At 31.8% G+C, this 13542-nt stretch carries 17 protein-coding genes; 7 read left to right on the forward strand and 10 right to left on the reverse strand.

Annotated features, from left to right (window positions below):
- Positions 1-24: 24 nt before the first annotated feature.
- Genes IEV10_RS03695 through IEV10_RS03705 form a run of 3 tightly spaced genes read left to right on the forward strand, consistent with a single transcriptional unit; the run spans position 25 to position 1892 of the window.
- Complete coding sequence (locus IEV10_RS03695; protein ID WP_188373342.1) at positions 25-459, forward strand: OB-fold protein; 435 nt, start codon at positions 25-27, stop codon at positions 457-459.
- A complete protein-coding gene (locus IEV10_RS03700; protein WP_188373343.1) occupies positions 452-997 on the forward strand; it encodes a YceI family protein in 546 nt (181 codons plus the stop codon). Before IEV10_RS03695 ends, IEV10_RS03700 begins: the two co-directional genes overlap by 8 nt.
- Positions 987-1892: a DUF5777 family beta-barrel protein gene (locus IEV10_RS03705; protein WP_188373344.1), complete on the forward strand. Its 906-nt coding sequence runs from the start codon at positions 987-989 to the stop codon at positions 1890-1892. The genes IEV10_RS03700 and IEV10_RS03705 overlap by 11 nt, the downstream gene beginning before the upstream one ends.
- A 64-nt stretch (positions 1893-1956) precedes the next feature.
- On the opposite strand, the gene IEV10_RS03710 is transcribed toward IEV10_RS03705, so the two are convergent.
- Positions 1957-2922: an NAD-dependent epimerase/dehydratase family protein gene (locus tag IEV10_RS03710; RefSeq protein ID WP_188373345.1), complete on the reverse strand. Its 966-nt coding sequence runs from the start codon at positions 2920-2922 to the stop codon at positions 1957-1959.
- 176 nt (positions 2923-3098) lie between these two features.
- Here IEV10_RS03710 and IEV10_RS03715 point away from each other — a divergent pair, with 176 nt between their 5' ends.
- Entirely contained in the window at positions 3099-3635 is a 537-nt protein-coding gene (locus IEV10_RS03715) for a hypothetical protein (RefSeq protein ID WP_188373346.1), read from the forward strand.
- A gap of 111 nt (positions 3636-3746) precedes the next feature.
- Positions 3747-5810, forward strand: a complete 2064-nt coding sequence (locus IEV10_RS03720; RefSeq protein WP_188373347.1) for a M13 family metallopeptidase — start codon at positions 3747-3749, stop codon at positions 5808-5810.
- A gap of 72 nt (positions 5811-5882) precedes the next feature.
- Here IEV10_RS03720 and IEV10_RS03725 read toward each other — a convergent pair whose 3' ends face one another.
- A complete protein-coding gene (locus tag IEV10_RS03725) occupies positions 5883-6572 on the reverse strand; it encodes a hypothetical protein (protein WP_188373348.1) in 690 nt (229 codons plus the stop codon).
- A gap of 69 nt (positions 6573-6641) precedes the next feature.
- On the reverse strand, positions 6642-7466 hold the full coding sequence (locus IEV10_RS03730) for an NAD(P)H-binding protein (protein ID WP_188373349.1): 825 nt from the start codon (positions 7464-7466) through the stop codon (positions 6642-6644).
- Between the two features lie 99 nt (positions 7467-7565).
- Between IEV10_RS03730 and IEV10_RS03735 the strand changes: the two genes are divergently transcribed.
- Positions 7566-8045 (forward strand): CBS domain-containing protein, encoded by a 480-nt coding sequence (locus tag IEV10_RS03735; protein WP_188373350.1) that lies wholly within the window; start codon positions 7566-7568, stop codon positions 8043-8045.
- Here the strand turns inward: IEV10_RS03735 and IEV10_RS03740 are convergent.
- Positions 8042-8392 carry a DNA gyrase inhibitor YacG gene (locus IEV10_RS03740; protein WP_188373351.1) on the reverse strand — a complete coding sequence of 117 codons (351 nt, stop codon included), beginning with the start codon at positions 8390-8392 and terminating at the stop codon, positions 8042-8044. The genes IEV10_RS03735 and IEV10_RS03740 overlap by 4 nt on opposite strands.
- On the reverse strand, positions 8389-8931 hold the full coding sequence (locus IEV10_RS03745) for a GNAT family N-acetyltransferase (RefSeq protein WP_188374183.1): 543 nt from the start codon (positions 8929-8931) through the stop codon (positions 8389-8391). Before IEV10_RS03745 ends, IEV10_RS03740 begins: the two co-directional genes overlap by 4 nt.
- Positions 8932-9142: 211 nt before the next feature.
- Between IEV10_RS03745 and IEV10_RS03750 the strand changes: the two genes are divergently transcribed.
- Positions 9143-9475: a single-stranded DNA-binding protein gene (locus IEV10_RS03750; RefSeq protein ID WP_188373352.1), complete on the forward strand. Its 333-nt coding sequence runs from the start codon at positions 9143-9145 to the stop codon at positions 9473-9475.
- Positions 9476-9549: 74 nt separating this feature from the next.
- Here the strand turns inward: IEV10_RS03750 and IEV10_RS03755 are convergent, their stop codons facing one another.
- The 5 genes from IEV10_RS03755 to IEV10_RS03775 form a co-directional block, all read right to left on the reverse strand.
- A complete protein-coding gene (locus IEV10_RS03755; RefSeq protein ID WP_188373353.1) occupies positions 9550-10863 on the reverse strand; it encodes a T9SS type A sorting domain-containing protein in 1314 nt (437 codons plus the stop codon).
- Positions 10864-10986: 123 nt separating this feature from the next.
- Positions 10987-11391, reverse strand: a complete 405-nt coding sequence (locus IEV10_RS03760; RefSeq protein ID WP_188373354.1) for a hypothetical protein — start codon at positions 11389-11391, stop codon at positions 10987-10989.
- A gap of 54 nt (positions 11392-11445) precedes the next feature.
- The gene (locus tag IEV10_RS03765; protein WP_188373355.1) at positions 11446-11997 is read right to left on the reverse strand and encodes a carboxymuconolactone decarboxylase family protein; all 552 of its coding nucleotides are present in this window, start codon (positions 11995-11997) and stop codon (positions 11446-11448) included.
- A gap of 391 nt (positions 11998-12388) precedes the next feature.
- Positions 12389-13231, reverse strand: a complete 843-nt coding sequence (locus IEV10_RS03770; protein ID WP_188373356.1) for a helix-turn-helix domain-containing protein — start codon at positions 13229-13231, stop codon at positions 12389-12391.
- A 76-nt stretch (positions 13232-13307) separates the two neighbouring features.
- Positions 13308-13481 carry a hypothetical protein gene (locus tag IEV10_RS03775; RefSeq protein WP_188373357.1) on the reverse strand — a complete coding sequence of 58 codons (174 nt, stop codon included), beginning with the start codon at positions 13479-13481 and terminating at the stop codon, positions 13308-13310.
- Between the last annotated feature and the right edge of the window lie 61 nt (positions 13482-13542).

The following is a 13542-nucleotide window of genomic DNA, read 5'->3' on the forward strand; positions in this document are numbered from 1 at the left end:
CAGTAAATTTGTAGTACAATGTTAATGTCGTTAAATGCATACAGACAATTATTTATTCTAAAGCTTCTACTTGTCGTATCAGTAGGTTTAGGATTAAATAGCTGTACCAAAAACTCTGATAAAATGGTGAGTGAGTCTTTAGATGTAAAACAATTTAATGTCGATCAAATTATTGAAAGAAATTTAAATTTTAATGAAGATAACCTAATCGAAGATATTGTACTAGTAGAAGGTGTTATTCAAGATATAAATAACCTCAATAATCGCTCTACAATTATCCTAAAAGGGAAAAAAGACACCGATAGACTGGTGATTTGCGACATGCAGAAAAATCAAAAATTAGCGATAAATAACTTAAATTTGGGAGATGAAATTAGCATTAAAGGAATCTTTAAAGGGACTTTAAACGATGTCATTCTCTTAAATTGTATAATTCCCCAACCAAAAACAAATGAATAAATCTTTTTTGGCGCTACTAATAATATTAGGTTTTGTTATTACCCAAAATTCTGAGAAGGTAATTGCTAGACAAGGTCAAGTGTCATTCTTTTCATATACTTCTGTCGAAAACATTAAAGCAGAAAACAATCAAGTTTCTAGTATCATAGATTTACAAGAGGGCACTATTGCTGTCGACATGCTTATGAATGCTTTTATTTTTGAAAAAGCTTTAATGAGAGAGCATTTTAATGAGAGTTATATAGAGTCTGACATTTATCCAAAAGCTACGTTTGAAGGCAAAATATTAAATTTTGATGCTAATATTCAAGGCACGCAAGTTAAGATGATTAAAGGTGTATTTAAGATGCATGGCGTGTCTAAAGAAATAGAAATTAAAACTAAAATCGAAAACAATAATGATAGCTATTTACTATCTGGTGTTTTCGAAACTTTTGTAGAAGATTATAACATAAATATACCACCATTACTAGCAGGTAATATTGCAAAAAGTATAGAGGTAAATTTTAAATTTGAATATCTGCCATATGACAATTAAAAAAACAGCAATAGCATGTCTTTTACTTTTAGGTAGTATTCAAATGTCTACTGCCCAGGATTTATTAGAGATTTTAAATAAAGAGCAAAAAAGTATCACAAACTATGTACCTCCAGCTTTTAAAATGACGAGAGTTGCTTTTGGGCACTCAACAGAGGTTAGGAGTAAAGGTGTATTGGAATTATTCACTGCAACTCGCTTTTGGAATTTACCTGGTGATCGCTCACAAAGTTTTGCAGCGGATAAAATAACGACAAGAATTGCATTAGAATATGGGGTGTCAGACCGATTATCTTTTGGTATTGGAGGCACTACATTTGATGGTCTTTTTGATAGCTATTTTAAGTATAAATTATGGCGTCAGCAAAAGGGAGAGAAATCTATGCCTTTTAATGTTGCTTTATTACAAACTGGAAGTTATAATAGCAGTTCAGGCTCTATATACTCAGGCTTATCTGGAGATTTTTCAGAGAGATTAGCCTTTACATCTCAAGTACTTGTTTCAAGAAGAATGTCTTCAAAATTCTCTTTGCAATTGGCACCAACGTTTGTTCATAAACCTTTAGGTGTGTCTAATCAAGATAATAAGAATTTCTTCGCCCTAGGTTTTGGAGCAAGGTATAAGCTTGGACCTCATTTGGCATTAGTTTCAGAGTATTACAGAACATTTAACCCTATAGATTCTTTTGATACTTACGATCCATTTGCAATTGGTGTTAATTGGGAATTAGGAGATATTTTAATTCAATTGATGCTTACCAATACACGTAATATGGTTGAGGATACGTTTATCACCCAAACCAGAAATAACTTTAACTTTAAAGACCCTAATTTACACTTTGGATTTAACGCCACTTATGTGTTTCACTTGAGCAATAAACTGAAGAATAAATAAAATTATAATACTAAGTTATTAAAGGAATAATTAGGCATTTTAATTTTTATGAGTGAGTAAAATGTTATTCAAAATCTACCTTACAAACTTGCTTCTGTAAATTTTCTAGCATTTCTTGAGTCATTTTGTCTAGGTCAAAATCATGTTGCCAACCCCAGTCATTTCTAGCAGTGCTATCATCAATAGAAGACGGCCAACTGTCAGCAATGGCTTGTCTAAAGTCGGGTTTATAAGTAATTGTAAACTCCGGAATATATTTTTTAATACTTTCAAAAATTTGTTGAGGTGTAAATGATATGGCCGAGAGGTTATATGCCGAGCGTATATTAATTTTTTCAGTAGAAGCTTGCATTAATTCTGTAGTGGCTTTTATAGCATCGTCCATAAACATCATGGGAAGTTCAGTGTGTTCAGAAAGAAAGCATTCATAAGAGCCTTCTTTTACAGCTTTATGGTAAATCTCAACAGCATAATCTGTAGTTCCACCACCAGGCATCGCTTTGTGACTAATAATACCTGGATATCTAATGCTACGTACATCTACACCATATTTCTCATGATAATACTCGCACCAACGCTCACCAACTTGTTTAGTAATACCATATACTGTAGTGGGTTCGCAGGTGGTATGCTGAGGTGTATTTTCTGTAGGAGTTGTTGGTCCAAAAACGGCTATACTACTTGGCCAAAATATTTTTTTGATAGTACCGCCTTTAGCTAAGTTTAAAACGTGAAAGAGGGAATTCATGTTTAGGTCCCAAGCTTCCATTGGGTATTTTTCTCCAGTAGCACTGAGTAATGCCGCCATGAGATAGACAGTATCGATATTATAATTTTTACAACAATCTTTTACCGCATTAAAATTTTTTGCATCAATAATTTCAAAAGGACCAGAATTAACCAAGTCTAGATTACGCGTATTAATATCACTAGCAATGACATTTTCAACGCCGTATAGTTCTCTTAATCTTGTAGTAAGTTCAGTACCTATTTGTCCGCAAGCGCCAATAATTAATATTTTTGAAGACATATCAAATTTTTAAATGATTATCAAAAATAACAAGAATTAACACTAGTTTTTCAATAATAAATCAGAAAAAATATAGTTTTAATAAGAATTTAGTATTTGATATTATAGGCTTTGAAATACAGTTAGATGCTATTTAAGTTTATTTATCTTTACCACATCAGTAATTTATTGTATTAATGAGAATAAAATTTCTATGCATTTTGGTCTTGGTAGTATTTTATAGCTGCGGAGATGATAACTCAAAAACTACTCCTAATGTTTTAGAAGAACAAAAACGTAAAACTAAAACCATAACGGCTAAGGCTATAGAGGGTTTTAAATACAATGACTATATCTTAAGCGAAGATGCAAAAGAAGAAGTTGCACAATGGTCGAGATTTCAGGAGTTGTCTACGCAAATTTCTTTTTTAAAGAAAGCAGATGTTACATTCTTTGCAGCTGAAAAAGATACTTTAAAAGTTTTCTTAGATAGCCTTAAAGTAAGTTTACCCGAAAATATTAATACAAACCCAATTAACTCCAGAATCTCAGTTTTGGAAACAAAACTTTTGAAATTAAATAACGATTTGACATTAGATAATTATTCTGTTGATAATAAATTAGGAAGTATAAAGGATTTACTTATTGCAAATTCTAATCTCATTTTTGTGATAAATAAAAAACTAGAATTTGATAAAAGAGATAAGGAAGCCATAAGGCCTTATGAAGAATAAGTCTGTTATTGTTAGCTGTAATAGCAATAAATCTTTGTTAAGATGTAACAAATTTTGATTTTTCAGGTCTAAATAATAACTATTTTTAATAAAATTAAATATTAACTACCCATGAAAACTAATTTTAGTCGCCTCTTGGCGATAATGGTTTTTACATGTTTTTCATTTATAGCATGTAAAGAAGATGCCAAAAAAGAGACTGCAATGTCCGAAGAAATTCCAGGAATCAATCTGGAAAACATGGATAAAGACGTGAGTCCTAACGAAGACTTTTACAATTACGTAAATGGTAATTGGATGAAAACCACTACTATCCCAGATGATGAAACACGTTGGGGAGGGTTTGGTGTGTTACGTAAATCTACCAGAAATGATGTGCTAGAAATTCTTAATGTCTCAAAAGAATTAGGAACCTATAAAGAAGGGTCTGATCAGAAAAAAGCACTTTTAATCTTTGACTCTCAATTAGATACTGTTGCAAGAGATAAAGCAGGTATTAAGCCTTTAGAACCTTTATTAGAGAAGATTAGTAGTATATCTAATCTCGATCAAATGCAAGAAGTTTATGCTTCTACTTTGGGAGTTTCTGCGCCATTTGCAGGCATTGGAGCTAACCCCGATTTAAATAATAGTACTATGAATACCGCTTGGGTATTTCCAGGTGGATTAGGATTACAACGCGATTATTATCTAGATCAAGACGAAAAAACTAAAGAAATTAGAGGGAAATACGTAGATCATATGACGCGTATGCTTCAGTTTATTAATTATTCAGAGACTGATGCTCGTAAGGCTGCCCAACGTATATTAGAATTAGAAACACAATTGGCAGAACCTAGATTAGATAAGGTAGCAAGTAGAGATATTAGAAACTTTAATAACCCTATGTCTCTTCAGGATTTGCAAAAAATGGCACCATCAATTGATTGGAAGAAACTTATGGATGATATGGGTATTGAAAAGAAAGTGGATACACTTTTAGTAATGCAACCAAAATACATGAAATCCTTAAATATCTTCTTAAAAGAGACCCCTATTGAGGATATTAAAACTTTAATGACATGGAGTACATTAGATAATGCTGCGGGTATCTTAACAACAGAAATTGAAAAAGCAAATTGGGATTTCTACAGCAAAACATTACGAGGAGCTAAAAAACAAAGAACACCAGAGGAAAGAGCGCTAGGAACTGTGAATGGAAGTGTTGGTGAAGCTATAGGAAAACTATATGTAGATTCTAAGTTTCCGCCTGAAGCAAAAGAAAAAGCTGAAAAAATGATTGCTAATGTTATTAAAGCATTTCAAAACAGAATCCAAAAATTAGATTGGATGACAGATGAAACAAAAACTAAAGCAATTGAAAAGTTAGATAAGTTTACGGTCAAGATTGCATACCCAGATGAATGGGAAGATTATTCTGAAATGCAAGTTAAAGAAGGAAATTCTTATGCTGAAAATATGCTAGCAGTTGGTGAATGGTCACAGAAGAAAAACTTATCAGAGATTAATGAACCAGTAGATAAAAAGCAGTGGGGTATGTCTCCACAGACTGTTAATGCATACTTTAACCCATTAAACAATGAGATCGTATTTCCTGCAGCTATCTTACAACCACCGTTTTACAATTACAAAGCTGATGAAGCGGTAAATTATGGTGGAATTGGAGCGGTGATTGGTCATGAGATATCTCATGCTTTTGACGATTCTGGAGCACGTTTTGATGGTGATGGTAATGTAAACAATTGGTGGACCCCTGAGGATCTTACAGAGTTCGAAAAGAGAGGAAAAGCTTTAGCTGACCAATATTCTGCATTAGAGGTGCTTGACAGTGTTTATGTAAATGGACCATTTACTTTAGGAGAAAACATTGGTGACTTAGGTGGAGTTCTTGGAGCTTACGACGGGTTGCAATTGTTTTATGAAGAGAATGGAAGGCCTGATGATATTGATGGATTTACACCAGAACAGCGATTTTTCATGTCATGGGCAACAGTTTGGAGAACACTTATTAGAGAAGATGCTTTAAGAACTCAAATTAAAACAGACACACATTCACCGGGTAATATAAGAGCAACACAGCCTCTAAAAAATATAGATGCGTTTTATGAAGCTTTTAATATTAAAGAAGGAGACGCCATGTATTTGCCACCAGAACAACGTGTTAGGATCTGGTAGAAGAACGTATTTAAAATCCATAAAAAAATGCAGCTTATCTAAGCTGCATTTTTTACATAATCAAATTTATACTTAATTTTTTGGTGTAGCTTTTTTAGCTTCTAAAGCTTCACGTGTGCGCTTGGCCATATTAAAATTAGGGTCAATAGCTAACGCATCATTAACCAATTTTAATGCAGAGTCTACATTAGTATTGTCTTCCTGAAAAACGGCTAGAGCTTTTAAGTATAAGAAAGCAGCTTTTAAGGACGTTTCGTAAGGACGTTGCGTCTCGTAAAAAGCACGTTTCATATCGTCCTTAGCATTAGCGATACCATATTCTATTTTAGATTTTGCGCCAACGATATCAGCATTTTGAAGCATTAAATCAGCAATCTCATAAGCTAAAGATGGATTAGCTTTTCTGCTAAATAAAACATTGTAATGCTCAAGAGCTCTTTTACTTTCGTTAAGGTTTTTAAGAGAAATTGCTTTTACTTCAACGTTTAAGTCTGAGTCCGCAGCATTCTTTTCAATACCTATAGTGTTAAGAGCCTGAAGGTATTTACCTTCTGATAAATATAAGTAAGCTAAAGTATCTCTTCGGGCTTGAGAAGGCGTTAAAACTTCTAAATGTGTCATTGCATTGATAACACCTTGAACGTCTCCTTGATTTTTCATTTGTTTGTAATAAGCCTCGTAATGTGCTTTTAAATCTGCGTTACCTTGAGAAAAACTCATTGCTGAAACAAGCATAACTAAGGCAATTGTAATCTTCTTCATTGTTTTAAAATTTAATGCGCCAAATCTATGAAAATTAATACGAATAGGTCTTAAAAAGTTATTAATTTCCTAGAGGCCAGTTTTGTAATCATATTTCAAGAGTTGTGCCAACTTTGAGGCATCTATTTTTTTTCCTGTAGAAACTTTTTCTCTATTGTATTTAGGAAGCTCTAAGTTATGTGCTTGGCAATACTGTTTATAGTATTGCTCTTTGGTAGGGTGATTAGGGTAGCAGGCATTAAACTCTTCGTTCCAAAAGTCTTTTTCAATTAATTGAGCAATAATAGAAATACAATCGTTTTTATGAATAAGATTAACGGGTGCTTCGGGATTTAAAATATGTTTTCTTCCTGAAAGTATTTTCCCTGGATGCCTATCTTGGTCAAAAAGGCCTGCAAATCTTAAAATCGTTGTATTAAAAACTGAATTATTTTTAAGTATATTTTCTATTTCAATAAGTTGTTTTCCTGAATTTGATATTGCATTAGGTTTCGTTTTTTCTGTAATTATCGGGAATTTAGAATCATTATTATAAACTGAAGTAGAGCTTATATAGAGTACATTTTTAATACTGCTTTTCTCAATGAATTTAACAAGTTGCTTTATTTCTAAAACATGATTCTTGTTTGGGTTTCTTCTTAAACCCGGAGGAATATTTATAATTAAGGTCTCAGAGTTATTTAGAAATTCGAAAATATCTCCTTCTATTTTAGTTTCATTAAGACGAATTAAAAAAGATGTAATGCCAAGTTTATCAAGCTCTTTGAGCTTGTTTTCTGATGTAGTAGAGCCTTTAATATCAAATCCATTTTCTATGAGTTTTTTTGCTAATGGTAGGCCTAACCAACCACAGCCAATGATACTTATTGTATTATTTTTTTTGCCTATACTCATTGTATTATTTGAATTGCAAATATAAGCTTGCAATATCATTTTTTTGCTTAACTCCTTAATTTTAAGTAACTTTAATATTCACTCTTAAAAACATAGGTTATGGGTATTAAAAGTTTTCAAGGAGCACGTAAGCAACAAGCGAGTATGCCTCAAAAAGCACTTAAGGTTAAAGATTATATGACCACAAACTTAATAACTTTTAGCCCTAATCAAAAAGTACATTCTGTAGTCGAGGCTATAATTAAAAACAAAATTTCTGGAGGACCTGTAGTCAATGAAAAAAACGAATTAGTAGGCATAATATCTGAAGGTGATTGCTTAAAACAATTAAGTGAAAGTCGCTATTACAATATGCCATTAGAAGAAGATATGGTTGAAAACCGCATGATTAAAAATGTTGAAACCATTGATGGAAACATGGATATTTTTGATGCTGCAAATAAGTTTCTTAATTCTAAGAGACGTCGTTTTCCTATAGTAGAAAATGGTAAGCTAGTAGGGCAGATTAGTCAAAAAGACATCCTTAAAGCGGCACTGCAACTTAAATCCGAAAACTGGAATAGTAGTACTAAAGGTTAGTCATCACGTTTTACTAGGGCATAATAATCGCCATCTAAAGGGAGATAACCTTGGTTGTAAACAAAGTAATATATCTTTCCAGCTTTAGTAGTATATATGCTTGTAAAATAATTAAAATCAAATCCTTTTTCTATAAGTTTTGCTCTTGAGGTTTTTGTTTTTTTATCAGGATTTAAATCTTCAAGTATTCTGTAATTTTTTCGTAATCTATTATTAGTGTTTCTAATTAAGTTTTTAGAATCTTTATTTATACGATTGTTATGAGCATTTCTACAACCATCGCTACAGAATTTTTTATCTACTCTGCCAATTATTTTGTCTCCACATTCTGGACATGTTTTATTCATAATCTTGGGTTTTTAATGCTATACCATCTTAAAACTTCTTCATTTTTATAGTTAAAGTCTTCGATATAATTCAGACCTATTTTTAATAAAGCTTTATGCGATGCTATATTGCCTAATTCTGTAATGCCATAAATCGTTTTAAGATTTAAAATATCAAATCCAAAGTCTACGGATGCTTTTCCTGCTTCTGTAGCGTAGCCTTTGCCCCAATATTTAGGGATGAATCTATAGCCAACATCATAGAAATTTGATTTGTTATTAAAAGTATAATCATCAATAAATCGCAAACCAGACCATCCAATAAAAGCGTTACTTTGCTTTTCAATAACAGCTAACCGACATATGCCGTGACTGATGTATTTTTGTAAGCATTCTTCAATATATTCCCCTGACTCACTTATATCTTTTACTGGTTTATTTCCCAAATATTTATGCACAATTGGATTAGAATCTAGTTCAAAAAGTGAGTTAATATCTTCTCTTCTAAATTCCCTAAGTATAAGTCTTGGTGTTTCTATATAAATAGGTTTTCTACTGATAACATCTAATTTTTAAGGGATATTAAACTATTACAATATACAAATTATCCATTTACAAACGACTACAAATATTTACAAACGAATTTAAATACGTAACTACCGACTTTAATTAGGTTACCTACTAATATTTGTACTGTCGAAATACTACTGGAATAGCTTCAGTACCTAAACTCGATAGTATTAACTGTTTAACATTAAAATTTTAGAAAACATGAACACATTAAGAAACAAAGTACAGTTGATTGGTAACTTAGGGAATGACCCAGAAATTATTAATCTTGAATCAGGAAAAACACTGGCAAAATTTTCAATCGCTACAAATGAAAGTTATAAGAACAATCAAGGCGAAAAAGTAACCGATACGCAATGGCATAATATTGTGGCCTGGGGGAAAACAGCGCAAATTGTAGAGAAGTATGTTGGTAAAGGAAAAGAGGTTGCTATAGAAGGTAAACTAACCACACGTTCTTGGGAAGATAAAGATGGTATAAAAAGATATACTACAGAAGTTGTTTGTAATGAACTATTAATGTTAGGGAAATAGAAAACTCTATAACAACTGAAAAAGAAAAAGGGAAGCATTTATGCTTCCCTTTTTCATATAATTTGTTAAAGAAATTATTGCTTAATAATCTTTTTCGTAATACTTAGGTCTGATGTTTTACTTTCTATAGTTAAAAAGTAAAGTGTGTTTTTAAGATTATCTAAGTTAGAGATTGTGATTTGACCATTTGTATTATTAGCTTCAGAATTCGAAACAATACGTCCATTAATATCTACTATAGACACATTAAATTCTTGATTTGTAATCTGAGAAGGTAATTCTATAGTAATAGATTGCGTAAAAGGATTTGGACTTATTTTTACATTCTCTAAAGCAAAATTATTTGTACTCAAAGAGCCTTGGCATAATGACCATCCCATATCTTCCATAAAACCTTGAGTTACATTACCGATGTTTAAATTAATTTCTTCCCTAGCAACCTGAGGAGTCATTAAGGCGTCTGGGGTAGAATTAAAAGTAGATTCATCCCAATGACTATATGTTGAACCTTGATTAAAAGTTGAAGGAGCATAAGTTTTTGGTTCATCTCCACCATTTTGGGCAATTGCTATAGGGCTAGTACAAGTTAACTCATCACTTCTAAAAGCACCTAACATTTGATTTGAGGGGTCAGGGAAAGTGTTTTCATCAGTTATAGGAAACTTTTGTAAGATTATATTTGGGCCTTCTATGAATGTGTCCCAAATACTTATAAATCCTCCACTAGCAGTATTATTAAAAAAGGCACCATTAGAACTTCTTCGCAGAGCTCCTAAATTATTAGATCGTCCACCAAATCCTGCAAATCCAAGGCCATGTCCAAGCTCGTGTAAGACAACTGTAGTAAAATCAAATTGATTATTTCCAATTGAGTTAGGGTCAGTTCCAAAATACCAATTGGTTGTATTGCTAAAGTTACAGGTTATATCAAATGAAATCCCACCAGGACCATCTCTATCTTCACCTATTAACTGCTCAGCTAAAGCAGCAGCATATAATACGCCTGGTTCTTTGCCAGGTACTTCGAGATATGTAAATGGTCTAGCACTACCCAAAACACCAGCGCCCAAAGTTTCAAATTCAGCTCTTACTCTAATGGTAACAGGAGAGTCTAATACGTTCTCCCAAATAGCTACAGCTCGTTCAAAGGCAGCTTGGGCTTCAGGAAAACCAGCAAAACCTATGTATGTAACTTGAAAATCAGAGCAGGGTGTGGATCTACTTAATATTGATTCTGAAGTAGGTGTATAAGTCCGATTAACTTCATCAGTTGTAGGCATTGTACAAACTGTGAGAATGTTTTCTGTAGTATTTTGCGCATTTGATGACAAAAATGTCATAAAAAACATTAATGATAACGATATTGTTTTTATGTAATTTCTTTTCATAACTATAAACTTTCCTTTTTTGAGACGCAAAAATAACGAAACACTAACATTTTTTCTTTTCATTTAACAAAAAAAGGAGGCTTTTTATAGAAAAACCCTCCTTTTTTTAATTTTATATCAATATTATTTTACAATCAATGTGTATTGTGGTGTCGGGTTTAGAGGGCAAAAATATACATACTCTCCTTTAGCTAAGTTTGTAGTTTTTGACGTGCCCTTTGTGTTATTTTCTACAGCTTTAGTTACATAAGCCGTTTTAATATGGTTTTCTGGCTTGCTTGCGTCTTTCCCTTTTGGTACTAAAACAAAACCTACTTTATGACCTACATTATTATTTGAGATTTCAAAAACATAAGAGCCTTCAGCTAATGTAATAGACTCTTGTGTAAAAGCTCCTTTTGTTTGTTCTAAAGAAACAACTTTGATTTTGTCATCTTTCATCATTGTATCTTTTTTCATTGTTTCTTGAGCATTACCTATTACTGTGAAAGTTAATGCGATTACTAAAATTGAAATTACTTTTTTCATGATATTTTATTGTTTGTGTTTTTGCGCTTTAGTGCGCTTGGTTAATTATAATTTTTATATAGTTTCTAATTCTAATGGTTGAGCTACTACAGGGAAGTCTACAGGGACTTTAGTTGTGCTATGTATATAGTTTGATATGGTTTTATCTCCAACTAATGAAATTGTATCTATTAAGTTTGCTTTTGTATATCCTGCGTTAAAAAAGTTTTCTAAAACTGTTTCGTCAGTCTTTCCTCTAAGCTCTGTAATGTTCTTTGCAAGCTTAGCTAAAGCATCCAATTTGTTATTAACAGAAGAATAACCTGCTCTTAATTCTAATATTTGTTCGTCAGTAAAACCATTCATTTTACCAATTGCAGTATGTGCTGATAAACAATAAATGCAATCGTTTACCTGGCTAACAGCTAAGTTTACTACTTCTTTTTCTTTTGCAGAAAGAGATGTTTTAGCATTAGCAAAGTTTAAATAGTTCTCTAATGCTGTATCGCTATATGCGTAAGTTGCATATAAGTTTGGTACAAAACCAAGTCCTTTATTGAGGTTGTCAAAAATTGCTTGGTTATTTGTGCTTACGTCTTCTCTTGTTGGAACATTAAATGTGCTCATAATTTTATTTTTTTAATTGTTATTATTTGTTTGATAAACTGAAACTATTTCAGTGTTTTTTTGTTGGTACAAAGTTGCTACCGTTTTAAGGGTTAAGGAATGTTTGTTTTTCCTTTTGATTTGTCAATATTTCCCTTTATGAATCTTTGCTACTTATATAAGGTTTTTCAGAATCACAATAGTAGTCATGTATGGATTTGTGCTCACAATATGTTGCGGCACTTATTGTGTTAAGAATTTTTTTAGGAGTACTTCTAAATATTTCTATTAAATTAAATATGGATTTGTGTGTCTCTTTCATCGTATTATTGTTTTATAATTACAATGCAAAGATGAGACAGTAAACCTATCTGAAAAATGAAGAATTTGCCCTAATAATTGTCAATTTTTCCTAAGGAGATGTTTTTAGCTTTTTTTTAAAGTCGGAAGGTGATTGAGCAGTATGCTTTTTAAATAACCTACTTAAATGTGAAGCGTCATCAAAACCAACTTCGTAGGCAATCTCTTTGGCAGTTTTATCTGTATAAATAAGGAGCCGTTTTGTTTCTAAAACAATCCGTTCATGTATAATTTGAAGAGGACTTTGATTTAGTTTTGCAAAGTTATTGGACAAAGTTTTTGGAGACTTAAAAAGCATATCGGCATAAAAACCAACACTATGTTCTTTTCTAAAATGTTGCTCAACCAAAAAATTGAATGATCGAAGTAAATCTACTTTAGAGCTCTTAGGCGTTTCTACAATGCCACTTTTTGCTTTTAATAAACGTGTGCTTTTTATAATAAATCGCGCCATGAGCATACGCAGCATTTCGGCTTGTATATTATCTTTAGTTTCTAGTTCGTCAATAAATACTTCATGAAGTATTTCAAATTTGCGCTGTTCCTTTTTATTAAGTGTAATAACAGGAATATTAGTATTACCAAAAAATAAAATACCAACACAACTTACTTCTTGATCATGATCTTTAATGCAATAAAACTCACGATTGAATTGATAGATAATCGCTTCGGAATTATCATTAACCTGAAGATATTGAATAGGTGTTAATGCTAAAATGCTTTGAGGGTTTAAAGTAAAAGGAACACTATCTATAATTAATTCAATAGGCTCAGATTTTGCCCATATAAAAGTATAAAGTTCTGTTTGTTTAGGAGTTTTAAATGATTCTAGAGCCTTTTGGTCATTAAGATAAAAGATAGCTTCAGTAGAAAACTCTTTAAATTGATATTGCATTGTTGCTTAGTCTAAAAGCTTTGCCAAAAATTACGAATAATTATAATTTTATATAGAAAATAAAAAAGTAGCTTAATTAAGCTACTTTTTTAAGTAAATCAAAGCAAGGACACTTTTTGCAGCGTTTGTGTTCTGCCTTTTTATATTTTTTGCAACATTTAGACTTGATTTTACCTAAAGCATCTAAACCAGAAGTCTCAAGGACTTTGATTCGTTCACTTTTAAGCTTTTTATCTTTCTTTTTGCCCACAATTATTTAATTAAATAACTGTGCAAATGTAATTATTTATATTTAATCTAAATAAATTTTA

The sequence above is a fragment of the Winogradskyella haliclonae genome (assembly GCF_014635865.1).
Lineage (GTDB): Bacteria > Bacteroidota > Bacteroidia > Flavobacteriales > Flavobacteriaceae > Winogradskyella > Winogradskyella haliclonae.

What these genes read in the sequence shown, in the direction of transcription:
- IEV10_RS03725 (WP_188373348.1), bottom strand. Translation starts at nt 6,572, where the DNA reads ATGAAGAAGATTACAATTGCCTTAGTTATGCTTGTTTCAGCAATGAGT.
- IEV10_RS03715 (WP_188373346.1), top strand. Translation starts at nt 3,099, where the DNA reads ATGAGAATAAAATTTCTATGCATTTTGGTCTTGGTAGTATTTTATAGC.
- IEV10_RS03755 (WP_188373353.1), bottom strand. Translation starts at nt 10,863, where the DNA reads ATGAAAAGAAATTACATAAAAACAATATCGTTATCATTAATGTTTTTT.
- IEV10_RS03760 (WP_188373354.1), bottom strand. Translation starts at nt 11,391, where the DNA reads ATGAAAAAAGTAATTTCAATTTTAGTAATCGCATTAACTTTCACAGTA.
- IEV10_RS03740 (WP_188373351.1), bottom strand. Translation starts at nt 8,392, where the DNA reads ATGAATAAAACATGTCCAGAATGTGGAGACAAAATAATTGGCAGAGTA.
- IEV10_RS03750 (WP_188373352.1), top strand. Translation starts at nt 9,143, where the DNA reads ATGAACACATTAAGAAACAAAGTACAGTTGATTGGTAACTTAGGGAAT.
- IEV10_RS03710 (WP_188373345.1), bottom strand. Translation starts at nt 2,922, where the DNA reads ATGTCTTCAAAAATATTAATTATTGGCGCTTGCGGACAAATAGGTACT.
- IEV10_RS03720 (WP_188373347.1), top strand. Translation starts at nt 3,747, where the DNA reads ATGAAAACTAATTTTAGTCGCCTCTTGGCGATAATGGTTTTTACATGT.
- IEV10_RS03735 (WP_188373350.1), top strand. Translation starts at nt 7,566, where the DNA reads ATGGGTATTAAAAGTTTTCAAGGAGCACGTAAGCAACAAGCGAGTATG.
- IEV10_RS03765 (WP_188373355.1), bottom strand. Translation starts at nt 11,997, where the DNA reads ATGAGCACATTTAATGTTCCAACAAGAGAAGACGTAAGCACAAATAAC.
- IEV10_RS03730 (WP_188373349.1), bottom strand. Translation starts at nt 7,466, where the DNA reads ATGAGTATAGGCAAAAAAAATAATACAATAAGTATCATTGGCTGTGGT.
- IEV10_RS03770 (WP_188373356.1), bottom strand. Translation starts at nt 13,231, where the DNA reads ATGCAATATCAATTTAAAGAGTTTTCTACTGAAGCTATCTTTTATCTT.
- IEV10_RS03695 (WP_188373342.1), top strand. Translation starts at nt 25, where the DNA reads ATGTCGTTAAATGCATACAGACAATTATTTATTCTAAAGCTTCTACTT.
- IEV10_RS03705 (WP_188373344.1), top strand. Translation starts at nt 987, where the DNA reads ATGACAATTAAAAAAACAGCAATAGCATGTCTTTTACTTTTAGGTAGT.
- IEV10_RS03700 (WP_188373343.1), top strand. Translation starts at nt 452, where the DNA reads ATGAATAAATCTTTTTTGGCGCTACTAATAATATTAGGTTTTGTTATT.